Origin of the sequence: Streptacidiphilus sp. ASG 303 (genome assembly GCF_020991365.1) — a bacterium.
Classification (GTDB): Bacteria; Actinomycetota; Actinomycetes; order Streptomycetales; family Streptomycetaceae; genus Peterkaempfera.
Genome location: NZ_JAJLRA010000006.1, coordinates 169,041 through 192,595, shown reverse-complemented (window position 1 = coordinate 192,595; position 23,555 = coordinate 169,041). Strand labels below are relative to the sequence as shown.

The following is a 23,555-nucleotide window of genomic DNA, read 5'->3' as shown; positions in this document are numbered from 1 at the left end:
GCCGGGCCGCCGCGACCCCGCGGCGGCCCGGCACCGCGGCGCCGCCGCCTCCCCGGACCGCCGGACCCCCGGCGGGACCGCCCGGGAGGCGGCGGCGCCGCTCTACGGCAGGCCGGTCCCGCTCTGCGACGTGCCCGGGGGCGGCGGCGGGGGGTCGACCGGGGTCGCGGTCGGCGAGGCGGAGCCCGACGGGGAGGCGGTCGGCGACGCCGACGTCCCGCTCGGCGAGGGCTTCGGCGACGTGCCGGACGGGGACGGCTTCGGCGGCCGGGACGGCGTGCCCCCGCCCGTCGGCCGGGCGGAGGGCTTCGGTGCGCCGGCCGTCGGGGCCGCGGGACCCGCGGAGCCCGAGGGGGCGCCGGACCCGCCCGGCACCGGCAGCGGGGCGGAGGCCGCCGTCGCGGAGGAGGAGGCCGAGGGCGGGCGCGAGGTGCCGCGGACGGTGCCGGAGGCCGGCGCGGACGGGGCGTCCGCCGAGGGGGAGGCGCCGAGGTCCGCCGGGTCCTCCGGGACCCCCGCGTCGGCCGGCACGCCCGGCACGGTCCGCTGCGGCGTCGGCGTCCCCGCGCTGCTGCCGGCCGCGACCAGGCCGGCGGTCGCGCCCAGCGCCGCGAGCAGCACGACGCCGGCGCCCGCGGCGGCGCCGCGCCGCCGGGCGCGCCCGCCCGCCGCACTGCCACCGCCGCGCCGCCAGGGGAGGTGGCCCATGGAGCGCCCCTGGACGGGCCGGCCGACCGCCCCGGCCGCACCGGCGGCGCCGCCCGCACCGGCGAGCAGGGCGAGCATCCGGCGGGCCGCACCCGCCGAGGTGTCGCCGAGCGCGCCGCGCAGCGCGACGGACGCCTCCAGTTCGGTCCGGGCCCGGTCCTCCGCGCCCGTCACCAGCGCCAGCACCCCGAGTTCGTGGTGGAACCACGCCTCGTCGGAGACCGCGCCGGAGGTCCGCGCCGCCTCCAGTCCCAGCCGGAGGACCTGCTCCCAGGCACCCCAGCGCAGGCTCAGCGCGAGCGCGGGCGCGGCTGCGCGCGCCAGCAGCACCACCGAGCCGTGCCGGCCCGCCTCCCGGTCCGCGTAGAGGGCGGCGACCAGCACCTCCGCCTCGGCCGCGACCTGCTCGGGCACGACCGAGGAGTGGCCGACCCACCAGGCGAAGTGCTGCGCCGCCCCGCGGGCGACGTCACCGGTCCGCCACTCCATGGCCAGGAGGGAGCGGACGCCCGCGGTCAGCCGGTGGTGCTCCCCCGCGGAGACGGCGAGCCCGCAGTCGACGAGTTCGCGCAGGGCGCTCTCGCCCTGGCCGACGTCGATCAGCGCGGGCAGGTGCGGCGCGGTGGGGCACTGGCCGCCGAGGCCCACGGCGAGCCGGAGCACCTCCCGCGCCTGGTCGGAGAGCCCGCGGGCGATCCGCACGGCGGGGGCCGCGCTCTCCGCGACCGAGGGCAGCGGCACGGCCTGCCGCAGCTCCTCGTCCAGCAGGGCGGGGTCGCCGTCCGGACGGGGGTCGGCGCCGCCGCCGAAGAGGGACGCCCGCTCCTCGCGGGTGACGGCCAGGGCGTCGGCGGCGACGTCGCGGTGCCGCAGCAGCGCACCCGCCTGGACGAAGCGCAGCGGCAGGCCCTCGGACTCGAACCACAGGTCCACCGCCCAGGCCCGCTCGACCGCGTCCAGGGGGCGCCCGGCGAGCGAGGCGAGGAGCGCCAGGCAGGCGTCGCGGGAGAGCCCGCCGAGGACGCTCTCCTCCAGGCGTGCGCCGGAGTCGGGGGCGGCCGTGTCGGGGGCGGTGGCGACCAGGAACGCGCACTCGGGGGCGGCGTCCAGGAACTCGTCGAGCGCGGCGCCGCCGAACTCCACGTCGTCGACGACCACCAGGGCCCCCACCCCGGCCAGCAGGTCCGGCAGTTCGCGGCGGTCGGGGCGGTGGCCGGGCGCACGGTGGGTGGCGGCGTAGAGGTCCTGCAGCAGGTCGGCCGGGGTGCGGCGGTACCCGCTCAGCCGGACGACGCCGTCGGGGGCGATGCCCGCGCAGGAGTCGGCGACCGCGCGCAGCAGGGCGCTGCGGCCGGAGCCGGACGGCCCGGTCACCCGTATGGAGCGGCCGCGGGAGAGGAGGTCGCGGAGCCGCGCGACCTCGGCCTCGCGCTCCAGGAGCGCGGCGCCGCCGGGCCCGGAGCCGAGCACCACCGGGCCGACGGGGCCCACGGGCCCGGCGGGGCGGCGCTCGCCGGCCGTGCGCGCCACGGGGCGGGGCTCGGGGAGGCGGTCCGCGGGGCAGGGCCGGGCCTCGGAGCCCTCCGGCGCGCGGACGGCGACCAGGAAGCGGCCGGCGACGACCTCGCCGGTGCGCACCCGCGCCTCCTCCTCCTCGGCGGCGGCCGCGAGGACGGGAAGGGGGGCGGTGTCGGTCACGGACCGGGGCGCCGCGGGGGCCTCACGGGGTGACTGCGGGTCGGGGGCGGGCGCCGCCGGGCGGCCGGACGGCGCGGGGCGCGTCGGGAGGGCCGGGCGGTCCGCGGACGGCCCGGGCTTGCCGAACCCGACGGGACGCGCCGGTGCCCCGGGGCGCTCGGACAGCGGCGGGGGCCCGTCGAACCCGGCGGGGCGGCCCGCCCCCACGGGGCGCCTGGGCAGCGCGGGGCGGTCGTCCGCGGGCGGTGCGGGCCTCCCGGTCCCCGAGGGGCCGTCGAAGCCCGCGGGGCGGCCGGCGCCCACGGGGCGCGTCGGCAGCGCGGGCCGTCCGGGGGACGGCGCGGCCCCGTCCTGCGCTGCGGCCCCGTCCTGCGCGGCGGCGGGGGTGCGGCGCCTCGGAAGGGCGGGCAGGTCGCGGTGGCGTTCCTCGGAGCCTCCGGGCTCGCCGGGCCCGGGGCCCCCGGGGGATGGGTTCATCGTCGTCGCTCCGCCGCTGTAGACCGTGGCCGAAGGACCGGTCGGCCGCCCGGGCGTGTCCGGGCCTCTCGATGGCGAACCCTAGACCCTCGCCCACCTGCGACCAACCCCGGACCCCGGCGCGGACGGGGCGGAAGCCCGGTGACCTGGGCGGGACTTGGGGCGGCCGGGAAGCGGTCCGCGCCCGGGAGCAGGGCGGGGCCGGTCGCAGGGCGGGGCCGGTCGCAGGGCGGGGCCGCGCGGGGAGTACGGCCGGCAGGGGCCGGTCAGGCGCGGGCGGGGGCGGGCCACGGGGCGGACCCGCCGCCGGGGAGCGCGGCGCCCGCCGCCGGGAGGGCCTCGGCGTCGGCGCCGGACCCGGGGAGGGTGGCCCCGCCGGGCTCGCGGACGGCGCCCTCGATGGCGAGGATGCGGTGCAGCCGGGTGGCGACCAGCAGCCGCTGGAGCTGGAGCGGCACGGCCCGCAGGACCAGCCGCCGGCCGAGCCTCCCGGCCCGCCGGTGGGTGCCCATGATGACGCCGAGTCCGGTGGCGTCCCAGGAGTCGAGGCGGCCGAGGTCGAGGACGAGGTCGCCCCGCCCGCCGTCCACCGCCTCGTGCAGCACGGCTCGGGCGTCCGCGGCGGTACGCACGTCGAGACGCCCCTCGACGGCCAGCTCGGCGTGGTCGCCCGTGATGCGCATGCCCCTTCTCCTCCGTCTTCCTCCCGTACGTCCCCGCGCGGCCGTGGCGCCACGCCGCGGGTGCCGGTCCCGGCACTTCTCTTCTCTGACGCGGGACCAGGTGTGCAGGTTGCTGGTGGGGGCGATATCTGAAACGAATTCACCCGTCCGGGGGAATACCGGCGGTTCCTTCGCAGGCCCTCATCCGATTACAGCCCATCCGGTGCCGCCGTCACCCCGCGGCGGCGCAGAGGTGAGCAAGTTCACCCCGGGCGCGACGGGCGGCCGGGCCCGGCCGTCCCGGGCCCCGGCCGCCGCGGGTCACTTCTCGTCGTACCCGTAGAAACCGCGTCCGCTCTTGCGGCCGAGGTCGCCCGCGGTGACCATTCGGGCCATGATCTCCGGCGGCGCGAATTTCTCGTCCTGGGTCTCGGTGTAGATGTTCCGCGTCGCGTTCAGCAGGATGTCGACACCGGTGAGGTCGGCGGTGGCGAGCGGGCCCATGGCGTGCCCGAAGCCGAGCCGGCAGGCGGTGTCGATGTCCTCGGCGGAGGCCACGCCGGACTCGTACAGCTTCGTCGCCTCCACCACGAGGGCGGTGATCAGCCGGGTGGTGACGAAGCCCGCCACGTCGCGGTTGACCACGACGACGGTCTTGCCGACGCCCTCGGCGAAGGCGCGGGCCGCCGCCAGGGCCTCGTCGCCGGTCTTGTAGCCGCGCACCAGCTCGCACAGCTGCATCATCGGGACCGGCGAGAAGAAGTGGGTGCCGACCACGCTCTCCGGCCGGTCGGTGACGGCGGCGATGCGGGTGATCGGGATGGCGGAGGTGTTGGTGGCGAGCACCGCGCCGTCGCGGGCGATGCGGTCCAGCTCGCGGAAGACCTCCTGCTTGACCTCCAGCTTCTCGAAGACGGCCTCGACGACCAGGTCGGCGTCGGCGACGGCCTCCAGGTCGGTGGTGGTGGTGATGCGGCCCAGGGCCGCCTCGGCGTCCTCGGCGGAGAGCTTCCCCTTGGCGACGAAGCGCTCGTAGGAGGCCCGGATGCCGCCCACGCCGCGCCGCAGCGCCTCCTCGGTGACGTCCCTCAGCACCACCTCGTACCCGGCCTGCGCGGACACCTGGGCGATGCCGGATCCCATCAGGCCGGCGCCGACGACGGCGATCCTCTTGCTCACGCTGCTCCTCCACGTCCCGTGCGGCGTCCGGCCCACGGGCAGGGGTCACCGCCCGAGCCGCGCCGCTCCGGTCGGGACTCTAACGCCGGGCGCGGCGCTGTGGTGACAATGGAGGGTGTGATCTCCGTCCGGTTCCGACGCCGGACGGGGCGGCCGGTGCGGACGGGAGGTGGGTTCAGGTGGAAGGGCTCGACCCCCTGCCGGCGCTGCTGCTGGCCCTGGGCGTGCTGGGCGTGATGGTGCTGCTGCTGCGCTGGACCTTCAGCGGCGGCAGGTCGCTGGTGGCGCGGCCGCCGCGGACGGGGCGGCCCGGCGAGTACGGGCTGCTGGTGAGCGTCGCCGCGCCCCGCGACGCGGCGGAGGCGCTGCGGCTGACCCGGCGGCTGGACGGCGCGGGCATCCGCAGCACGGTGGTGCACACCACCCAGGGCGCCCGGGTGATGGTGTGGCCGCAGGAGGCCGACCGGGCGCGGGGCGTGCTGGCGGAGCCGGACGGCTGAGGCCTCGGCCGGGCTCCCGGCACGGCCGGGGAGCCCGCCGCCGGGACCCGCCCGGGGCACCGGGCGGCTCCCCGGGCGGAGTGTCCCTCAGCGGTTCTCGCCGGGGATCCACAGGACGTCGCCGCGCTCCTTGTTGGCGATCCTGGCGAGGATGAAGAGCAGGTCGGAGAGGCGGTTGAGGTACTTGGCCGTCAGCGGGTTGACGCTGTCGCCGTGGACCTCGATCGCGGCCCACGTGGAGCGCTCGGCGCGGCGCACGACGGTGCAGGCGAGGTGGAGGTGGGCGGCGCCGGGGGTGCCGCCGGGGAGGATGAAGCTGCGCAGCTTCTCCAGCTGCTCCAGGTAGGTGTCGCAGTCGGCCTCCAGCCGGTCGATGTAGGTCTGGAGGACGCGCAGCGGCGGGTACTCCGGGTTCTCGACCACGGGGGTGGCGAGGTCGGCGCCGACGTCGAAGAGGTCGTTCTGCACCCGGACCAGGACGGCGGCGACGTCCTCGGGGAGGCTGCCGGCGGCCAGGGCGACGCCGATGGCGGCGTTGGCCTCGTTGGCGTCCGCGTAGGCGGCCAGCCGGGGGTCGGTCTTGGTGGTGCGGCTCATGTCGCCGAGCGCCGTGGTGCCGTCGTCGCCGGTGCGGGTGTAGATCCGGGTGAGGTTGACCATGGGGCGCAGCCTACTCAGCGGTACGGCGGGCTGTCAGGCCCGTGTCCGGCCGGCCGGGCCCGGGGGCGGGCCGGGGAGGGCAGGCAAGGGGGGCCGGTCGCGGCGGGGGCCCACCGGGCCGGTACGGGCCTCAGGCGACGTTGACGCGCTGTCCGGGCGGGGCGGCCTCGAGCCAGGCCAGGAAACCGGTCAGGGCGTCCTCGCTCATGGCCAGCTCCAGGGGGGCGCCGCGGTGCAGGCAGCGCAGCACGACGGAGCCGGAGAGGAGGGCGAGCTCCTCCTGGCCGGCCGGGTAGCGGCGGCCCAGGACCTCGATCTCGGAGCGGGGCAGCACGCGGCGCGGCCGCGGGGCGTAGGAGAAGACGCGGAACCACTCGATGGAGTCGCCGCTGTAGCGGGCGATGCCGAAGACCCACCCCTTGCCGTCGGCGGGGGTGGGCGGGGCGGGGGCGGGCTCGCCGTCGGGCGCGGGGTCCGGCACGGGGGCCGGGGACGCGGGGGCGGGCATGCGCAGGCGCAGGCTGCAGTCGAAGGTGCCGCCCACCCGCTGGATGAGCCGGCGGCGCAGCGCGAAGGCCGCCAGGCCGGCGACGCCCACCGCGACGACCGCCGCACACACCACAAGGGCGAGGACCATGCCCACCGACCTCCTCGCGCTCGCACTTCCGCTGGGCGGGGCGGGTGCCCCGCGGACCCGCCACCCCTATCAACCGGTGCGGCGGTCCCGGGGTCACTGTCGAAGCGCCCCGGGACCGCCGGTGAAGCTCTGCCTCTCGGCGTGCGCCGTCGCGGCCTCAGGCGGCCTTGCGGGACGCGGCGACCAGTCGGACCTCGGCCCGGCGCTCGGCGTGGGCGTCGGTGTCCGACTTGGCCCGCTCCAGGGCGCGCTCGGCGCGGGCGACGTCGATCTCGTCCGCCAGCTCGGCGATCTCGGCGAGCAGCGACAGCTTGTTGTCCGCGAACGAGATGAAGCCGCCGTGCACGGCGGCGACGACGGTGCCGCCGTCCGCCTGGCGGATGGTGACCGGGCCGGACTCCAGCACGCTCAGCACCGGGGTGTGGCCCGGCTGGATGCCGATGTCACCGGACGCGGTCCGGGCGACGACGATGGTGGCCGCACCGGACCACACCTTGCGGTCGGCCGCGACCAGCTCGACGTGCAGCTCAGCCAACGTTGGCTCCTCGGATCGTGGGACCGCCGGATGGACGGGCGGTCCCGGTAAGGATAACGGCCCCGTCCCGCCCGGCCGAAACCGGGAGGGGCGGGGATGGCCGGAACCCGGCCTGGCGGCGGGCCGGTGCGCGGAGAGGGGCGGGCCCGGTGCCCCGGGGCCCGCCCCTCTCCGTCACGACGACCTGCCTGCCTGCTGCCTTACTTCTTCAGCAGCTCGGCGGCGTTCTTCTCGAGGTCCTCGATGCCGCCGCACATGAAGAAGGCCTGCTCGGGGACGTGGTCGTACTTGCCGTCCGCGATCGCGTTGAAGGCCTCGATGGTCTCCGACAGCGGCACGGTCGAGCCCTCGACACCGGTGAACTGCTTCGCCACGTAGGTGTTCTGCGAGAGGAAGCGCTCGATCCGGCGGGCGCGGTGGACGGTGAGCTTGTCCTCCTCGCCGAGCTCGTCGATGCCGAGGATCGCGATGATGTCCTGGAGGTCCTTGTACTTCTGGAGGATCCCCTTGATGCGGACCGCGGTGTCGTAGTGGTCCTGCGCGATGTAGCGCGGGTCCAGGATGCGGGACGTGGAGTCCAGCGGGTCGACCGCGGGGTAGATGCCCTTCTCCGAGATCGGACGGGAGAGCACCGTCGTCGCGTCGAGGTGGGCGAAGGTGGTGGCCGGGGCCGGGTCGGTCAGGTCGTCCGCGGGGACGTAGATCGCCTGCATGGAGGTGATCGAGTGACCGCGGGTCGAGGTGATGCGCTCCTGGAGGAGGCCCATCTCGTCGGCCAGGTTCGGCTGGTAGCCCACCGCGGAGGGCATGCGGCCGAGCAGGGTCGACACCTCGGAGCCGGCCTGGGTGAACCGGAAGATGTTGTCGATGAAGAGCAGCACGTCCTGCTGCTGCACGTCGCGGAAGTACTCGGCCATGGTGAGGGCCGAGAGCGCGACGCGCAGACGGGTGCCCGGCGGCTCGTCCATCTGGCCGAAGACCAGGGCGGTCTTGTCGAGGACGCCCGAGTCCACCATCTCGTGGATGAGGTCGTTGCCCTCACGGGTGCGCTCGCCCACACCGGCGAAGACCGACACACCGCCGAAGTTCTCGGCGACGCGGTAGATCATCTCCTGGATGAGGACGGTCTTGCCGACGCCGGCGCCGCCGAACAGGCCGATCTTGCCGCCCGTGACGTACGGGGTCAGCAGGTCGATGACCTTGATGCCGGTCTCGAACATCTCGGTCTTGGACTCGAGCTGGTCGAAGTTGGGCGCCTTGCGGTGGATCGGCCAGCGCGTGGTGACCTGGGCGTTGAACTCCGCCGGGTCGGCGTTGAGCACGTCGCCCAGGGCGTTGAACACCTTGCCCTTGGTGATGTCGCCGACCGGGACGGAGATCGCCGAACCGGTGTCGGTGACACCGGCGCCGCGGACCAGGCCGTCGGTGGGCTGCATCGAGATGGTGCGGACCATGCCGTCGCCCAGGTGCTGGGCGACCTCGAGGGTCAGCGTCTTCCTGCCGGTGCCGTCGGGCGCGTCGACCTCGACGTGCAGGGCGTTGAACATGTCCGGCATCGCGTCGACGGGGAACTCCACGTCGACGACCGGGCCGATGACCCGCGCGACGCGGCCCGTCGCCGTGGCCGTCTCAACAGTGGCGGTCATAGTTGTCAGTCACTCCCCGCGCTAGCGTCGGCCAGGGCGTTCGCGCCACCGACGATCTCGCTGATTTCCTGGGTGATCTCGGCCTGGCGGGCCGAGTTGGCAAGCCGCGTGAGCGACTTGATGAGCTCCTCGGCGTTGTCCGTCGCCGACTTCATCGCGCGCCGGCGGGCGGCGTGCTCCGAAGCTGCCGACTGGAGCAGCGCGTTGTAGATCCGGCTCTCGACGTACCGCGGCAGCAGGGCGTCGAGGACGCCCTCCGCCGACGGCTCGAAGTCGTACAGCGGGAAGATCTCCGCCTTCGCGGACTCCTCGCGCTCCTCCGCCACCTCGTCGAGGTGCAGCGGCAGCAGCCGGGCGTCCACCGCGTTCTGCGTCAGCATGGACACGAACTCGGTCGACACGATGTGGAGCTCGTCCACGCCGCCGTCCGCCGTGTCGGTGACGAACGCCTCGATGAGGGTGCTCGCGACCGTCTTGGCGTCCGCGTACGTCGGCTTGTCGGAGAAGCCGGTCCACGACTCCGCGACCGGGCGGTTGCGGAAGTTGTAGAAGGCGACGCCCTTGCGGCCGACGATGTACGTCACGACCTCCTTGCCCTCGGCCGTGAGGCGCTCGCCGAGGAGCGTCGCGGCCTTGATGGCGTTGGAGGAGTAGCCGCCGGCCAGGCCGCGGTCCGCGGTGACCAGGAGGACCGCGGCGCGGGTGGCGTCGGGGTTCTCCGTGGTCAGCGGGTGCTTGGCGTTGGACCGGGTGGCGACCGCGGTCACCGCGCGGGTGAGCTCACTCGCGTACGGGGTGGAGGCGGCCACCGCGCGCTGCGCCTTGACGATGCGCGACGCGGAGATCATCTCCATCGCCTTGGTGATCTTCTTGGTCGCGGAGACGGAGCGGATCCGGCGCTTGTAGACCCGAAGCTGGGCTCCCATGGGTCGTTACGTCCTTTCCGTCCGGCTTCAGGCCGACTCGCCGAGCAGCTTGCCCTCGGAGGTCTCGAAGCCCTGCTTGAAGGAAGCGATCGCGGCGGTCAGCGCGTCGATGGTGCCGTCCTCGAGCTTGCCGGTCTCGACGATGCCGGAGAGGAGCTGCTTGTGCTCCACCCGCAGGTTGTCGAGGAACTCGCGCTCGAAGCGGCGGATGTCGGCGACCGGGACGTCGTCCAGCTTGCCGGTGGTGCCGGCCCAGATGGAGACGACCTGCTCCTCGACCGGGAACGGCGCGTACTGGCCCTGCTTCAGCAGCTCGACCATGCGGGCGCCGCGCTCCAGCTGGGCCTTGGAGGCCGGGTCCAGGTCGGAGCCGAAGGCGGCGAACGCCTCGAGCTCGCGGTACTGGGCCAGGTCCAGGCGCAGACGGCCGGCGACCGACTTCATGGCCTTGATCTGGGCGGAGCCGCCGACGCGCGAGACCGAGATGCCGACGTTCACGGCCGGGCGGATGCCGGCGTTGAACAGGTCGGACTCCAGGAAGCACTGGCCGTCGGTGATGGAGATGACGTTGGTCGGGATGTACGCCGACACGTCGTTGGCCTTGGTCTCGATGATCGGCAGGCCGGTCATCGAACCCGCGCCCAGCTCGTCGGAGAGCTTGGCGCAGCGCTCCAGCAGGCGGGAGTGCAGGTAGAAGACGTCACCCGGGTAGGCCTCGCGGCCCGGCGGGCGGCGGAGCAGCAGGGAGACGGAGCGGTAGGCCTCGGCCTGCTTCGACAGGTCGTCGAAGACGATCAGGACGTGCTTGCCGTCGTACATCCACTCCTGGCCGATGGCGGAGCCGGTGTAGGGGGCCAGGTACTTGAAGCCCGCCGGGTCCGACGCCGGGGCGGCGACGATGGTGGTGTACTCCAGGGCGCCGGCCTCCTCCAGCGCGCCGCGCACGGACGCGATGGTGGAGCCCTTCTGGCCGATGGCGACGTAGATGCAGCGGACCTGCTTCTTCGGGTCGCCCGAGCGCCAGTTGTCGCGCTGGTTGATGATGGTGTCGATCGCCACCGCGGTCTTGCCGGTCTGGCGGTCGCCGATGATCAGCTGGCGCTGGCCGCGGCCGATCGGGGTCATCGCGTCGATGGCCTTGATGCCGGTCTGCATCGGCTCGTGGACCGACTTGCGGACCATGACGCCGGGGGCCTGCAGCTCCAGGGCGCGGCGGCCCGTGGACTCGATCGCGCCGAGGCCGTCGATCGGGTTGCCCAGCGGGTCGACCACGCGGCCGAGGTAGCCCTCGCCCACGGGAACCGACAGCACCTCGCCGGTACGGCGGACCGTCTGGCCCTCCTCGATGCCGCTGAAGTCGCCGAGGACGACGACGCCGATCTCGCGGTCCTCGAGGTTCAGCGCGAGGCCGAGGGTGCCGTCCTCGAACTTCAGCAGCTCGTTGGCCATGGCCGAGGGAAGGCCCTGGACCTTGGCGATGCCGTCCATCGCCTCGCTGACCGTGCCGACCTCTTCGCGCGAGGCGGCGTCCGGCTGGTACGACTGGACGAAGTTCGCCAGCGCGTCCCGGATCTCCTCCGGCCGGATCGTGAGCTCCGCCATCTGGGTTCCCTGCTCTCCTAGGTTGCGATCCTCGGCCCGCCCTTGGAGGGCCGCAAGTATTCGATCCTCGGCCGGTGTGGTTCGTGGAACCGGCCGTACGTTGTCCCGACCGAGGGTCGGATGCTGCTTCCGGGCCCGGGGCGTCAGCCCTCGAGGCCCTGCCGGGCGCCTTCCAGGCGGCTGGCCACGGTGCCGTCGATGATCTCGTCGCCGATCTGCACCTTCACACCGCCGAGGACCTCGGGGTCGATGTCGATGTTCAGGTGCACCTGGCGGCCGTAGAGCCGGCCCAGGGCGCCGGCGAGGCGCTGACGCTGCCCGTCCGACAGCGGCACCGCGGTGGTGACCAGGGCCACCACACGGCCGCGACGGGAGGCGGCGAGCCTGGAGTAGGACTCCAGCCCCTGGTCCAGGCTACGTCCACGCGGGTGCGAGACGAGCGAGACGACCAGGCGCACGGTGGCCGGGTTGGCGCGGCCGCCGAGCAGCGAGCGCACCAGCTCCGCCTTGGCGGCGGTGCCGGCCTTGGGCTCGCTCAGCGCGGACCGCAGCTCCGGGGAGCCCGCGACGACGCGGCCGAACCGGAACAGCTCGTCCTCGACGTCGTCCAGCGCCCCGGCCCGGTCGGCCGCGATGACCTCGGCGTACGCCGCCAGCTGCTCGGTGGCGTCGACCAGGTCGCGCGAACCGGACCAGCGGGAGCGGACCAGGCCGGAGACCAGGTCGACGGTCTCGCCGGAGACCTGCCCGGCCAGCAGCGAGGCGACCAGGCCGGCCTTGTCCTGCCCGGACCGCGCCGGGTCGGTGAGGACCCGGCGCAGCGACACCTCGCGGTCGAGCAGCGCGGTGACGGCGGAGAGCTCCTCACCGAGCCTGACGGCGTCCACCGCGGTGGAGTCGGTCAGGCTCTCGAGGTTCTCCCGCCCCGCGGCGAGGGCCCCACGGCTGGCGCCGATCACTTGGCCGCACCTTCCGAGACGGAGGCCTTGGCCTCGAGCTCGTCGAGGAAGCGGTCGATGATCCCGCTCTGCCGGGCGGAGTCCTGGAGGGACTCGCCGACGATGCGGGAGGCCAGCTCGGTCGCGAGCGCGCCCACGTCGTGCCGGAGCACGGCGGTGGCCTGCTTGCGGTCGGCCTCGATCTGGGCGTGGCCGGCGGTGACGATGGCGTCCCGCTGGCGCTGGCCCTCCTCACGCATCTCCGTGATCAGCGCGGCGCCCTGCTCACGGGCGTGCTCGGTGATCCGAGCCGCCTCGTGGCGCGCCTCGGCGAGCTCGGCGCGGTACTGCTCCAGGGTGCGCTGGGCCTCGGCCTGCGCCTCCTCGGCCCGCTCGAGGCCGCCCTCGATCGCGTCCCGGCGCTCCGACAGCACCTTCTCGATGCTGGGGAGGAGCTTCTTGCCGAGGAACCCGAAGACGATGAAGAAGCAGATCAGGCCGATGATGAGCTCCGGCCACGCGGGGAGGAGAGGGTTCTCCGCCTCCGCGGCTTCAGCCAGGAAGTTCATATCTGGACCTTTCGTCGGAAGGGGCTACCGGACGCCGAATTACTTGGGGCCGGCGCCGAAGACGAACGGCATCACGATGCCGATGAGGGCGAGCGCCTCGGTGAGGGCGAAGCCGATGAACATGTTGGAGCGGATCAGGCCGGCAGCCTCGGGCTGACGGGCCATCGCCTGCACACCGTTGCCGAAGATCAGGCCGACGCCGATGCCGGGGCCGATGGCGGCCAGGCCGTAACCGATGGAGGCGACGGAGCCGTAAACGCCTGCGGCGAGGATGCTCATTTCAGCTGTCCTTTGCGGATAGTGAGCCGGTGGTGGTTGGCCACCGGACGACTGCGGGGTGGGAAGGAAGGTCTGCGGTCTCAGTGCGCTTCTTCGAGCGCGCCGGAGACGTAGGTGCTGGCCAGGATCACGAAGATGTAGGCCTGCAGGAACTGGATCAGCAGCTCGAACGCGGTGAGGGCGATGGTCACCACGAAGGAGGTGCCGGCGTAGAGCGCGCCCAGGCTCGGGGTGAGCAGGTACCAGGAGGCCAGCGAGAACATCACGATCAGCAGGTGGCCGGCGAACATGTTCGCGAAGAGCCGGACCGCGAGCGTGAAGGGCCGCACGAAGATGTTCGAGAAGAACTCGATCGGCACCAGCAGGAACATGACCCAGCCGGGGACGCCCGACGGCCAGCACAGGTTCTTCAGACCGCCGACGAAGCCGTGCTTCTTGAAGGTCAGGCCCATGTAGGTGAGCCAGACGACCAGGGTGAGGGCCGCGGGGAAGGCGATCTTCGACGTCACCGGGAACTGGGCGAACGGGATGATCGACATCACGTTCATGATCCAGACGAAGAAGAACAGCGACACCATCATCGGGACGTACTTCTGTCCCTTCTTGCCGATGGTGTCCAGCACGATGGCGCGCTTGACGAAGTCGTAGCCGATCTCGCCCACGAGCTGCATCTTGCCGGGGATCAGCTTCGGCTTCGCGAAGGCCGCGGCGAAGAAGCCGATCACCGCGAGCATGGCGATCACCGACAGCAGCATCGGCTTGTTGACCTCGACGCTGCCGACCGTGAAGAGCGGCTCGAACGTGAAGGTGTGCAGACCCGGCGCCGGGAAGCCGCAGCCAGAGTTCAGGTGGCAGTCGGCCTCAGAGGCGAGCTGCGTGAGTGCACTACTCACCACGGACTCCTTCGTCGTGACGCATGGGAACGGCAACCTCGGTGTGTCGGCGTGACCTGCGGCCACGGGGCGGCACTGGGACTAGATGGGGAAATCGCGGGTCGAGCAAGGGCCCGGAGTCGGGCTCGGGGGGCGATCCGTCCGCTGAGCGGAGGGACCTGGCCGCATCCCGTGCCCGGTGTCGTTCCGGACGATAGCAGCCCGGCCGGTGGGCCCGGGCGCCGCCCCCCTCCCTCGGGAGGGGGAAGGCGGAGGTCATGACCGGCGTTCGGGCTCGGCCTCCCGGGCGCGTTCGGAGGGCGCCTCGGGGACCACGTAGAGCATCTTGGCCTTCATGGCGGCCCGCACCTGGCCGGCGGTCCAGATGAGCGCGCAGCCGAGCAGCGTGAAGGCGAACACCTTGGTGTCGAAGAGGGTCGTCCCCTTGAAGACGGCGAGCACGATGCCGACCAGCAGGATCTGGGTCGTGTAGACCATGAGGCCCGCCGCCATGAAGATCTGCGGGTTGTTCCGCGTCAGGCGGTCCAGGGCGACCTGGCCGAAGCTGAAGAAGCCGACCACGAGAAGCACCCCGAAGAGCGCGCCGAGCAGCCCCTTGGTCCCCACGACGGCGGTCGCGATCGCAACGGCGATGACTCCGGCGACCGCAGTGGGGATTGCGGCGCCACGGAGGATCCGGGCGTCGGTGGACGGCATGTCGGCAGCTCCGGCGGCATGTCGGACGTACGGGGGGACGGGCTGTGGTGAAGGCATCGATCCGGACCGGGGGGAAGGGACGAGCGGGCCTGTCGACCCTCTCCTAGGTCTTTCGGCCGGCTCCCGGTACTCGTGAACGGTATCACAAACTATTTGATGCGAGCTTTACCATGTTGGTGTGCTACCTGTCACACCGTCGGCCCATCGGTGCCGCCGATCGGGTGAGGCCGCACGGAGCAGCGGCGGTCACCCCTGTGTACCGCCGGTGCGGCCCGCACCGCCGCCGGGGCCGGCCGAGCCGGCGGCGGTGGAGCCGAGGCGGTGCAGCAGCTCCTCGTCCTCCGCGGAGAAGCGGCCGGCGGCCCCGGCGGGAGCGGCGCCGGGAGCGGGGGCGGCCTCCTCCTCCGCGTCGCGGAAGCGCGGCGGCACCATCGGCTGGAGCGCCTTCGGCGCCCGCGGCCGGAAGCGCGGCATGAGCAGCACGACGATGCCCAGCAGGCAGAGCCCGGCGCCGATCAGCACCACCACGCGCCCGGTGTCGGTCACCGAGAAGGCGACCGTCGAGAAGGCGAAGAGTGCCGCCCAGAAGTACATGATGAGCACCGCGCGGCTGTGCGAGTGCCCGATCTCCAGCAGCCGGTGGTGCAGGTGCTGCTTGTCCGCGGCGAACGGCGACTTGCCCGCCCAGGTGCGCCGGACCACGGCCAGCAGCAGGTCGGCCAGCGGCAGCGCGATCACGGTGAGCGGCAGCAGCAGCGGGATGTAGATCGGCACCAGGGCGTGGATCGCCTCGCGCTGCGAGCCGGCCTCCTCGATCACCACGTCGGGGTTGACCCGGCCGGTGATGGAGATGGACGCCACCGCCAGCATCAGGCCCAGCAGCATGGACCCGGAGTCGCCCATGAAGATCCGGGCCGGGTGCAGGTTGTGCGGCAGGAAGCCCAGGCACATGCCGATCAGCACGGCGCTGAACAGCGCGGCGGGCGCGGCGTCCTCGACGCCGTAGCCGTACCAGAGGCGGTAGGAGTACAGGAAGAACGCCATCGCGGCGATGCAGACCATGCCGGCAGCCAGGCCGTCCAGGCCGTCGATGAAGTTCACCGCGTTGACCATGACGACGACCAGGAGCACCGAGATCAGGGTGCCCTGCATGGGCGTGACCGCCACCGAGCCCACACCGGGGACCGGGATGGAGATCACGGTGAGGCCCTGCCAGACCATGACGCCCGCGGCCACCATCTGGCCGCCCATCTTCACCAGGGCGTCCACGCCCCACTTGTCGTCCAGCACGCCCAGCACCCACATGATCCCGGCGCCGGAGAGCAGCGCCTTCACGTCGCTGCCGTTGTCGAAGACGAACGTCAGGTGGGTGAGGTGGGAGGCGGTCAGCAGGCCCGCGCAGAGACCGCCGAACATGGCGATGCCGCCCAGGCGGGGCGTCGGCTCGCGGTGCACGTCGCGGGCGCGCACCGCCGGCATCGCGCCCGCGAGGATGGCGAACTTCCGCACCGGCGCGGTCAGCAGGTAGGTGACCGCGGCGGTGGTGAACAGCGTCAGCAGGTACTCACGCACCGGGGGCCCTCCCACCTCGCATCGACGGCGGTGCCGCCGCCACGGCACCACACCTTATTCAGACGGACGCCCCGCGTGTGCACCGCGGCTCCCGGAGGTGTCCGGTATCACCGCTTCGGTACCGGTCCGCGTGCCAGTTCGCGCACCCGTGCGGCCAGTTCGCCGCCCCCGTCGGCGGTGCGCAGCGCCCGTCCGGCCAGGACGGCCGCCTCCGCCATCTCCGCCGCCCCCAGGCCGGCGGTGGTCACGCACCCGGTGCCCAGGCGCAGTCCGGAGGTCTCGGCGGGCGGGGCCGTGTCGTACGGCAGGGCGCACTTGCCGAGCAGGATGCCGGCGGCGGCGCAGCGGCGCTCGGCCTCCCGGCCGGTGATGCCGAGCGCGGAGACGTCGGCGGTGACGAGGTGGGTGTCAGTGCCGCCGGTGAGGGGGCGCACGCCCTGCCCGGCGAGGCCGGCGGCCAGCGCGCGGGCGTTGTCGACCGCGGCGTGGACGTAGTCGCGGTAGCGGGGCGTGGCGGCCTCGGCGAAGGCGACCGCCTTCGCGGCGACCTCGTGCATGGAGGGCCCGCCCTGGATGAACGGGGAGACGGCGCGGTCGACGCGCTCGGCCAGCTCGGCGGTGCAGAGCAGCAGACCGCCGCGCGGGCCGCGCAGCATCTTGTGGGTGACCGCGGCGACGACGTCCGCGTACGGCACCGGTGAGGGCGCCGCTCCCCCGGCGGCCAGGCCGAGGGTCTGGGCGGCGGTGGCGACCAGGTAGGCGCCCACCTCGTCGGCGATCTCCCGGAAGGCCGCCCAGTCGATGTGCCGGGGGTAGGTGATGGAGCCCGCGACGATCGCCTTGGGCCGGTGCCGCCGGGCGAGGTCCCGGACCTGGTCCAGGTCGATCAGGCCGTCGTCCCGGCGCACGCCGTAGCCGGTGAACTGGAACCAGCGGCCCGAGAAGTTGGCCTGCGAGCCGACGGTGAGGTGGCCGCCGTGCTGGAGCGACATGGCCAGCACCCGGTCGCCGGGGCGCAGCAGCGCCGCGTAGGCCGCGAGCATGGCGGTGGTGCCGGTGTAGGGCTGCACGTTGGCGTGGTCGGCGCCGAAGAGGTTCCGGGCGCGCTCGACCGCGAGGAGCTCGGCGGCGTCGGCGGCGGCGCAGCCGGTGTGGTGGCGGCGGCCGGGGTAGCCCTCGGCGTACTTGTGGGCCAGCGGGCCGGCGAGGGCGGCCAGCACGGCCTCGGAGGCGGTGTTCTCCCCCGCGAGGAGCTGGAGGCAGTCGCGCCGCCGCTCGGCCTCGGCCGCGAGCACGTCGGCGATCTGCGGGTCGGTCCGGCGCAGGGCCTCCGGGGCCTCCCAGAGCGGCGTGCGGGCGGGGGCGTGCGGGGGCTCGGTGACCGTCATGGCAGGACTCCGGTAGGTGCGGAGGTGGTTCACCCCCAGGGTAGGACGGCCGGGGGCGCACGGCGCGCCGTCGCGGGCCGCGGGGGCCGGCCGGGCCCTCCCCCGGGGCCGGACCGGCGCGGGGCGGGAGGGGCGCCGCGGAGGGCCCCGGAGGCCCGCGGGGCCGGGGGGCCCGGGGTGCACGCGGGGCTGCGCAGGGGGCCGGCGGGGCCGCGCAGGGGGCCGGCGGGGGCCCGGAGGCGGCGGCTCAGGGCAGCGCGACGCCGGTCAGGGCGGTGACCACGGGGTCGATGGCGTGGTAGATCTCCTCGCCGCAGTTGCGGAACATGCTGATCGGCGCGCCGTACGGGTCGTCGACCTCGTCGGCCTCCGGGGTGGAGGCGAGCAGCCAGCCGCGCAGCGCCGCGGCGGCGCGGACCAGGGCGCGGGCCCGCGCGGCCACCGCGGCCCCCTGGAGGGGGTCGGGGAGGGTGGCGGGGTCTATCGTCCGCACCAGCCGGGTGAACTCCTTGAGGGTGAAGGTGCGCAGCCCGGCCGCGTGGCCCATGGAGATCACCTGGGCGCGGTGGTCGAGGGTGGCCGTGAGCACCAGGTCGGCGTCGATGACGTGCTCGTCCAGCAGCTCGCGGCCGGCGAACCCGGCCGGGTCGGCGCCGTACTCGCCGAGCACGGTCGCGGCGTGGGCCTCCATCGGGGCGCCCTCGTGGCCCCAGGTGCCGGCGCTCTCCACCACGATCTGCCCGGCGCCGCGGCCGCCCAGGCGGGCGGCGATCCCGTGGCGGGTGAGGCGCTCGGCGATCGGGGAGCGGCAGATGTTGCCGGTGCAGACGAAGAGGATCCGGAAGCGGTCGTGCGGGGTGGGCACGGGTATGCCGTGCGGGCGCCCCTGCGCGGGCAGGGCGGCGCGGCCGGGCGTCCGGCCGTCGGGCGTCCGGGCCTCCGGTACGCGGCCGCCGGCGGCCCGGACGCCGGGCAGCCGGATGTCCGTCGCCCGGACGTCGGCCGTCCGGATGTCGGCCGTCCGGATGTCGGGGGCCGTCAACTGCCGGCCTCCAGGTCGGGTACGACCTCCCGCAGCTGCGCCTCGCTGACCGCGCCGGCGCGCAGCAGCACCGGGACCTTGCCGGTGACGTCGACGATGGAGGAGGGCACGGCGTGCTCCGCGCGGCCGCCGTCGAGGTAGACCGACACCGAGTCGCCGAGCTGGCCCTCGGCCTCGTCGCAGGTGGCGGGGGACGGCCCGCCGGTGAGGTTCGCGCTGCTCACGGCCATGGGACCGGTGGTGTTCAGCAGCTCGATGGCGACCGGGTGCAGCGGCATGCGCACGGCGACGGTGCCGCGGGTGTCGCCGAGGTCCCAGCGCAGCGAGGGCTGGTGGCGGGCGACGAGGGTGAGGCCGCCGGGCCAGAAGGCGTCCACCAGCTCCCAGGCGGACTCGGAGAAGTCGGTGACCAGCCCGTGGAGGGTGGTCGGGGAGCCGACCAGGACCGGCGAGGGCATGGCGCGGCCGCGGCCCTTGGCGGCCAGCAGGTCCTGGACGGCGTCCGGCGAGAACGCGTCGGCGCCCAGGCCGTACACCGTGTCGGTGGGGAGCACCACCAGCTCACCGCGGCGGACGGCGGAGGCCGCCTCACGCAGGCCGGTCGCCCGGTCGCTCGGATCTGCGCAGTCGTAGCGGCGGCTCATCGGTGCGGTTCCCTTCCGTACGGGGCTGGTCGCGTTCATGGGCTGGTCGCGTTCATGGGCTGGGGGGCGCAGGCGGCGGGTCACGGGCCTGCCGGGGTCACGGGGGTCACGGGGCCGGTGGCCGGCGGGGGCCGGGCTCAGGCCCGGGCGGCCCCGCGCGGCCCGCCGGTCACGGCACGGCTCTGCGGGCGGTGGTGAAGCGGGGGCGGTTGTTGAGGTCGCGGTGGTCGGCGGCGTCGGTCCAGCCGCGGTCCTCGCTGAAGATCCACGGGACCTGGCCGCCCTGGGTGTCGGCGTGCTCGACGACGACCACGCCGCCGGGCCGCAGCAGCCGGGCGGCGACCCGCTCGATGCCGCGGATGGCGGTGAGGCCGTCCTCGCCGGAGAAGAGCGCCAGCTGCGGGTCGTGGTCGCGGGCCTCGGGGGCGACGTACTCCCACTCGGTGAGCGGGATGTACGGCGGGTTGCTGATGACCAGGTCGAAGCGGCCGCTCCAGGAGGGGTCGTCCTCGAAGGCGCGGGTGGCGTCGCCCGCGTGCAGGGTGACCCGGGCCCGGTCGGGGCTGGCGTCGACGTTGCGGCGCGTCCACACCAGGGCGTCCTCGTCCAGCTCGAAGGCGTGGACGGTGCTGCGCGGCACCTCCTGGGCGATCGCCAGGGCGATGGCGCCGGAGCCGGTGCACAGGTCCACCACGAGCGGTTCGGCGACGTCCATGTCCCGGACGGCGTCTATCGCCCAGCCGACGACGGACTCGGTCTCCGGCCGGGGCACGAAGACGCCCGGCCCGACCTGGAGCTCCAGGTAGCGGAAGAAGGCGCGGCCGGTGATGTGCTGCAGCGGCTCGCGCGCCTCGCGCCGGGCCACCGCCTCCCAGTACCGGGCGTCGAAGTCGGCGTCGGGGACGGTGTGCAGCCGGCCGCGCTTGACGCCGTGGATGTGCGCGGCGAGCTCCTCGGCGTCGAACCGCGGCGACGGCACGCCGGCCGCGGCCAGCCGCTGGGTGGCCTGGGCCACCTCGGCGAGCAGCAGGTTCATCCGGCCCCCTTCAGGGTGTTGCGGCTTCACGGTGTGCGGGCGGCGTCCGGTGCCCCGGAGCTGCGGCGGTCAGCTCTCCTGGGCCACGGCGAGCTTGGCCGCGGCGTCGGCGTCCACGCAGGACTGGATCACGGCGTCCAGGTCCCCGTCGAGCACCTGGTCCAAGTTGTACGCCTTGTAGCCCACCCGGTGGTCCGAGATGCGGTTCTCCGGGAAGTTGTAGGTGCGGATGCGCTCGGAGCGGTCCACCGTGCGGACCTGGCTGCGGCGGGCGTCGGACGCCTCGCGCTCGGCCTCCTCCTGGGCGGCGGCCAGCAGCCGGGAGCGCAGGATCCGCATGGCCTGCTCCTTGTTCTGGAGCTGGCTCTTCTCGTTCTGGCAGGAGACCACGATGCCGCTGGGCAGGTGGGTGATGCGCACCGCGGAGTCGGTGGTGTTGACCGACTGGCCGCCGGGGCCGGACGAGCGGTAGACGTCGATCCGCAGGTCGTTGGGGCCGATCTCGACCTCGACCTCCTCCGCCTCCGGGGTGACCAGCACGCCGGCGGCGGAGGTGTGGATGCGGCCCTGCGACTCGGTCGCGGGCACCCGCTGCACCCGGTGGACGCCGCCCTCGTACTTCAGCCGGGCCCAGACGCCCTGGCCGGGCTCGGTGGCGCCCCGCGTCTTCACGGCGACCTGGACGTCCTTGTAGCCGCCGAGGTCGGAGGCGTTGGCGTCGATGATCTCGGTCTTCCAGCCGACCCGCTCGGCGTACCGCAGGTACATCCGCAGCAGGTCGCCGGCGAACAGGGCCGACTCCTCGCCGCCCTCGCCGGCCTTGACCTCCAGGATCACGTCCTTGTCGTCGCTGGGGTCGCGCGGGACCAGCAGCAGCCGCAGGCGCTCGGTGAGCTCCTCGCGCTGGTGCTCCAGCTCCTTGACCTCGGCGGCGAAGTCCGGGTCGTCGGCGGCGAGCTCGCGGGCGGTGGCGATGTCGTCGCCGGTCTGCCGCCAGGCGCGGTAGACCTGGGTGATCGGGGTGAGCTCGGCGTAGCGCTTGGACAGCTTCCGGGCGTTGGCCTGGTCGGCGTGGACCGACGGGTCGGCCAGCCTCTCCTCGAGGACGGCGTGCTCGGTGAGGAGCTCCTCGACTGCCTCGAACATGGGTGGGGCCTTCTTCCCGGGGGCCGGCGTCCTGCGGTGGGGGTGGTCCGCCGTGCGGTCTCCGCCGTGCGGTGTGCTGGGGTGCGGTGCGCTGGTGGTGCGGTGCGCGGTGCGGTGTGCTGCGGGGCGTGGGGGACGCGAACGGCGCCGGTCGGGCAGGCCCCGGCAGCGCGAGGCTGCGGGGGCGCCCGGCCGGCGCCGAGAGGTCGCTACTTCTTGACGGCGTGCTGCTTGCCGAAGCGGGCCTCGAAGCGGGCGACGCGGCCGCCGGTGTCGAGGATCTTCTGCTTGCCGGTGTAGAAGGGGTGGCACTGCGAGCAGACGTCGGCACGGATGACGCCGTCCTTGGCGGTGCTGCGCGTGGTGAACTCGGCACCGCAGGTGCAGGTCACCTGCGTGACGACGTACTCGGGGTGGATGTCGCGCTTCAAGGGTTCTCCTAGTGATCGGGAGGGCACCGGGTCGTACGGCTGGTGCCGTGCGTGAACCGGGACCGACGTACCAGTCTGCCAGGACCGGCTGCATCTTCCCAAACCGGGGCGGGGCCCCCGGTATTCCTGCCGCGGCCCCCGCCCCGGGGCGCCGCCACGGGACGCCGGCCCGGGGGGCCGCACCGGGGCGCGGCGGGGGTCAGCGGTCCGGGTACGCCCGCAGGGCGGCCGGATCGACGGGGTCCGGCAGGGCGGGGTCGTCCGGCGGGGGGTCGGACGGGAGCGAGGCGTCCGCGGGCCGGCCGAGGGAGGGCCGGTCGGGGGCGGACTGGCCGGACGGGGGCGGACCGGCCTCCGCCGGACCGGGTGCGCCGGGCGCGTCGGGGGCGGCGCGGGCCGGCTCCGGGCGGTGCGCGGGCCGGTGGGTGCGGCCGGCGCCGGGGTGCGCCGTGGCGGCGGCCCGGGCCGGGGCCGTGCGGGCCGGCGACGGGTGCGCGGGGGACGGCCGCACGTGCGCGGAGGGCACGTGCGCGGGGGAGGCGTGCGAGGACGCACCGGGCGCCGACGGGGCGGCGGACGCGGGCCGCGGCACGGAGGTCGCCGGGTTGGCGGGCTGCCGCCGCAGCACCTCCGGCGGGATGGGCCGGTCGTCCTTGAGGGCCGCCCAGAGCCTCCCCGCCAGCGGCTCGTCCGCCACCACCCGGTTGGGGTCGGCGGGCGCGCGGCGGACCGGCATGGTGGCGAGGGAGAGGTCGCCGGGACCGAGGTGCCTGAGCGTCTGGGAGAGCCCGACCAGGGCGTTGACGGACGCCAGGTCGGTGTCGGCGGTGACGGACCGGGTGAGGGTGTCGGCGACCCGGTAGAGCCTGACCGGGTCGGTGAGCAGGCCGGCGCTCCTCGCCCGGGCCAGGATCGACCGCACCATCTGCTGCTGGAGCTCCATCCGGCCCAGGTCGCTGCCGTCGCCGACGCCGTGCCGGGTGCGGACGAAGGCCAGGGCCTGGTCGCCGCCCAGGTGGTGGGTGCCGCGGGGCAGGGTGAGGTGGCTCTGCCGGTCGCTGATGTCGACCGTGGTGGTGACGTCGACGCCTCCGATGGCGTCGACGAAGGCCGCGAAACCGGCGAAGTCGATCTCCACGAAGTGGTCCATCCGCAGCCCGGACAGGTCCTCCACCGTCTTCACCGCGCAGGCGGCGCCGCCGACCTCGAAGGCGCTGTTGAACATGGTGCGAGGGGCGGCCGGCACGACGGTGCCGTCGGGCCTGGTGCACGCGGGGCGGTCGACCAGGGCGTCGCGGGGCACGGACACCACGGAGGCGTGCCGGTGGTCGCGCTCGACGTGCACGACCATCGCCGTGTCCGAGCGGGCGGTGCCGTCGTCGGAGCCGCCGGCCTTGGCGTGGTTGGCCCCGGCGCGCGAGTCGGAGCCGAGCAGCAGGATGTTGAAGTCGCCGTTGGTGGACGCGGGCGGCCTGGCCCTGCCGAGGAGGGAGTCGACGTCGACACCGGTGATGTTGCGGTTGAGCTTCCAGTACGCGAAGCCGCCGAATCCGGCGCCGGCCAGGAGCACGGCGGCGAGCGCCAGGCCGGCCGTCCGCAGGCCGCGGCGGCCGGGTCTCCCGGAGGGGGTCGGCGGCTGGTCCTTCCGCTGCTCGGCCATGGTGCTGGGTCCGTCCTCGGTACGCCGCCCG

The 23,555-nt window shown here is 74.5% G+C and carries 23 protein-coding genes; 1 reads left to right on the top strand and 22 read right to left on the bottom strand.

What is annotated here, in order from left to right; all coding sequences use genetic code 11:
* Nucleotides 1–102 precede the first annotated feature (102 nt).
* The 3 genes from LO771_RS11285 to LO771_RS11275 all read right to left on the bottom strand — a co-directional run bounded on the left by LO771_RS11285 (nt 103) and on the right by LO771_RS11275 (nt 4,724).
* Entirely contained in the window at nt 103–2,406 is a 2,304-nt protein-coding gene (locus LO771_RS11285) for an ATP-binding protein (protein WP_230650697.1), read from the bottom strand.
* Between the two features lie 743 nt (nt 2,407–3,149).
* On the bottom strand, nt 3,150–3,566 hold the full coding sequence (locus tag LO771_RS11280; RefSeq protein ID WP_374228147.1) for an STAS domain-containing protein: 417 nt from the start codon (nt 3,564–3,566) through the stop codon (nt 3,150–3,152).
* A 300-nt stretch (nt 3,567–3,866) separates the two neighbouring features.
* A complete protein-coding gene (locus tag LO771_RS11275; RefSeq protein WP_230650694.1) occupies nt 3,867–4,724 on the bottom strand; it encodes a 3-hydroxyacyl-CoA dehydrogenase family protein in 858 nt (285 codons plus the stop codon).
* A 179-nt stretch (nt 4,725–4,903) separates the two neighbouring features.
* Between LO771_RS11275 and LO771_RS11270 the strand changes: the two genes are divergently transcribed.
* Complete coding sequence (locus LO771_RS11270) at nt 4,904–5,224, top strand: hypothetical protein (protein ID WP_230650691.1); 321 nt, start codon at nt 4,904–4,906, stop codon at nt 5,222–5,224.
* 87 nt (nt 5,225–5,311) lie between these two features.
* On the opposite strand, the gene LO771_RS11265 is transcribed toward LO771_RS11270, so the two are convergent.
* The 19 genes from LO771_RS11265 to LO771_RS11175 form a co-directional block, all read right to left on the bottom strand.
* The gene (locus tag LO771_RS11265; protein ID WP_230650687.1) at nt 5,312–5,884 is read right to left on the bottom strand and encodes a cob(I)yrinic acid a,c-diamide adenosyltransferase; all 573 of its coding nucleotides are present in this window, start codon (nt 5,882–5,884) and stop codon (nt 5,312–5,314) included.
* Between the two features lie 130 nt (nt 5,885–6,014).
* Nucleotides 6,015–6,521 (bottom strand): DUF2550 domain-containing protein, encoded by a 507-nt coding sequence (locus LO771_RS11260; RefSeq protein WP_230650684.1) that lies wholly within the window; start codon nt 6,519–6,521, stop codon nt 6,015–6,017.
* 157 nt (nt 6,522–6,678) lie between these two features.
* Complete coding sequence (locus LO771_RS11255) at nt 6,679–7,056, bottom strand: F0F1 ATP synthase subunit epsilon (RefSeq protein ID WP_230650681.1); 378 nt, start codon at nt 7,054–7,056, stop codon at nt 6,679–6,681.
* Nucleotides 7,057–7,256: 200 nt separating this feature from the next.
* Nucleotides 7,257–8,702, bottom strand: a complete 1,446-nt coding sequence (atpD, locus tag LO771_RS11250; protein WP_230650678.1) for a F0F1 ATP synthase subunit beta — start codon at nt 8,700–8,702, stop codon at nt 7,257–7,259.
* 5 nt (nt 8,703–8,707) lie between these two features.
* Entirely contained in the window at nt 8,708–9,628 is a 921-nt protein-coding gene (locus tag LO771_RS11245; protein WP_230650676.1) for a F0F1 ATP synthase subunit gamma, read from the bottom strand.
* Between the two features lie 27 nt (nt 9,629–9,655).
* Nucleotides 9,656–11,230 carry a F0F1 ATP synthase subunit alpha gene (gene atpA, locus LO771_RS11240; RefSeq protein WP_230650673.1) on the bottom strand — a complete coding sequence of 525 codons (1,575 nt, stop codon included), beginning with the start codon at nt 11,228–11,230 and terminating at the stop codon, nt 9,656–9,658.
* 143 nt (nt 11,231–11,373) lie between these two features.
* On the bottom strand, nt 11,374–12,189 hold the full coding sequence (locus tag LO771_RS11235; protein WP_230650669.1) for a F0F1 ATP synthase subunit delta: 816 nt from the start codon (nt 12,187–12,189) through the stop codon (nt 11,374–11,376).
* Nucleotides 12,186–12,737: a F0F1 ATP synthase subunit B gene (locus LO771_RS11230; RefSeq protein ID WP_230650667.1), complete on the bottom strand. Its 552-nt coding sequence runs from the start codon at nt 12,735–12,737 to the stop codon at nt 12,186–12,188. Before LO771_RS11230 ends, LO771_RS11235 begins: the two co-directional genes overlap by 4 nt.
* Before the next feature lie 39 nt (nt 12,738–12,776).
* Nucleotides 12,777–13,016, bottom strand: coding sequence for an ATP synthase F0 subunit C (gene atpE / locus LO771_RS11225; RefSeq protein WP_230650665.1), 240 nt, complete (start codon nt 13,014–13,016; stop codon nt 12,777–12,779).
* Between the two features lie 80 nt (nt 13,017–13,096).
* Nucleotides 13,097–13,909, bottom strand: coding sequence for a F0F1 ATP synthase subunit A (gene atpB, locus LO771_RS11220; RefSeq protein WP_230650662.1), 813 nt, complete (start codon nt 13,907–13,909; stop codon nt 13,097–13,099).
* A 255-nt stretch (nt 13,910–14,164) separates the two neighbouring features.
* Entirely contained in the window at nt 14,165–14,605 is a 441-nt protein-coding gene (locus LO771_RS11215) for a hypothetical protein (RefSeq protein WP_230650659.1), read from the bottom strand.
* Between the two features lie 246 nt (nt 14,606–14,851).
* Nucleotides 14,852–16,177 carry an MraY family glycosyltransferase gene (locus LO771_RS11210; RefSeq protein ID WP_230650656.1) on the bottom strand — a complete coding sequence of 442 codons (1,326 nt, stop codon included), beginning with the start codon at nt 16,175–16,177 and terminating at the stop codon, nt 14,852–14,854.
* Between the two features lie 107 nt (nt 16,178–16,284).
* Complete coding sequence (gene glyA / locus LO771_RS11205; RefSeq protein ID WP_230650653.1) at nt 16,285–17,565, bottom strand: serine hydroxymethyltransferase; 1,281 nt, start codon at nt 17,563–17,565, stop codon at nt 16,285–16,287.
* A 247-nt stretch (nt 17,566–17,812) separates the two neighbouring features.
* Nucleotides 17,813–18,463 (bottom strand): protein-tyrosine-phosphatase, encoded by a 651-nt coding sequence (locus LO771_RS11200; RefSeq protein ID WP_230651030.1) that lies wholly within the window; start codon nt 18,461–18,463, stop codon nt 17,813–17,815.
* A gap of 140 nt (nt 18,464–18,603) precedes the next feature.
* A complete protein-coding gene (locus LO771_RS11195) occupies nt 18,604–19,251 on the bottom strand; it encodes an L-threonylcarbamoyladenylate synthase (RefSeq protein ID WP_230651027.1) in 648 nt (215 codons plus the stop codon).
* Nucleotides 19,252–19,420: 169 nt separating this feature from the next.
* Nucleotides 19,421–20,287 carry a peptide chain release factor N(5)-glutamine methyltransferase gene (prmC, locus tag LO771_RS11190; RefSeq protein ID WP_230650649.1) on the bottom strand — a complete coding sequence of 289 codons (867 nt, stop codon included), beginning with the start codon at nt 20,285–20,287 and terminating at the stop codon, nt 19,421–19,423.
* A gap of 69 nt (nt 20,288–20,356) precedes the next feature.
* Nucleotides 20,357–21,433 carry a peptide chain release factor 1 gene (gene prfA, locus LO771_RS11185; protein ID WP_230650646.1) on the bottom strand — a complete coding sequence of 359 codons (1,077 nt, stop codon included), beginning with the start codon at nt 21,431–21,433 and terminating at the stop codon, nt 20,357–20,359.
* A gap of 209 nt (nt 21,434–21,642) precedes the next feature.
* Nucleotides 21,643–21,864, bottom strand: a complete 222-nt coding sequence (gene rpmE, locus LO771_RS11180; protein WP_230650644.1) for a 50S ribosomal protein L31 — start codon at nt 21,862–21,864, stop codon at nt 21,643–21,645.
* A gap of 199 nt (nt 21,865–22,063) precedes the next feature.
* Nucleotides 22,064–23,524, bottom strand: coding sequence for an LCP family protein (locus LO771_RS11175; RefSeq protein WP_230650634.1), 1,461 nt, complete (start codon nt 23,522–23,524; stop codon nt 22,064–22,066).
* Nucleotides 23,525–23,555 lie beyond the last annotated feature (31 nt).

Bases quoted from the DNA above. Each gene is read 5' to 3' on its own strand.
- LO771_RS11280 (WP_374228147.1), bottom strand. From the start codon at position 3,566: ATGCGCATCACGGGCGACCACGCCGAGCTGGCCGTCGAGGGGCGTCTC.
- LO771_RS11265 (WP_230650687.1), bottom strand. From the start codon at position 5,884: ATGGTCAACCTCACCCGGATCTACACCCGCACCGGCGACGACGGCACC.
- LO771_RS11260 (WP_230650684.1), bottom strand. From the start codon at position 6,521: ATGGTCCTCGCCCTTGTGGTGTGTGCGGCGGTCGTCGCGGTGGGCGTC.
- atpD (WP_230650678.1), bottom strand. From the start codon at position 8,702: ATGACCGCCACTGTTGAGACGGCCACGGCGACGGGCCGCGTCGCGCGG.
- LO771_RS11245 (WP_230650676.1), bottom strand. From the start codon at position 9,628: ATGGGAGCCCAGCTTCGGGTCTACAAGCGCCGGATCCGCTCCGTCTCC.
- atpA (WP_230650673.1), bottom strand. From the start codon at position 11,230: ATGGCGGAGCTCACGATCCGGCCGGAGGAGATCCGGGACGCGCTGGCG.
- LO771_RS11230 (WP_230650667.1), bottom strand. From the start codon at position 12,737: ATGAACTTCCTGGCTGAAGCCGCGGAGGCGGAGAACCCTCTCCTCCCC.
- atpE (WP_230650665.1), bottom strand. From the start codon at position 13,016: ATGAGCATCCTCGCCGCAGGCGTTTACGGCTCCGTCGCCTCCATCGGT.
- LO771_RS11215 (WP_230650659.1), bottom strand. From the start codon at position 14,605: ATGCCGTCCACCGACGCCCGGATCCTCCGTGGCGCCGCAATCCCCACT.
- glyA (WP_230650653.1), bottom strand. From the start codon at position 17,565: ATGACGGTCACCGAGCCCCCGCACGCCCCCGCCCGCACGCCGCTCTGG.
- LO771_RS11195 (WP_230651027.1), bottom strand. From the start codon at position 19,251: ATGAGCCGCCGCTACGACTGCGCAGATCCGAGCGACCGGGCGACCGGC.
- prmC (WP_230650649.1), bottom strand. From the start codon at position 20,287: ATGAACCTGCTGCTCGCCGAGGTGGCCCAGGCCACCCAGCGGCTGGCC.
- prfA (WP_230650646.1), bottom strand. From the start codon at position 21,433: ATGTTCGAGGCAGTCGAGGAGCTCCTCACCGAGCACGCCGTCCTCGAG.
- LO771_RS11175 (WP_230650634.1), bottom strand. From the start codon at position 23,524: ATGGCCGAGCAGCGGAAGGACCAGCCGCCGACCCCCTCCGGGAGACCC.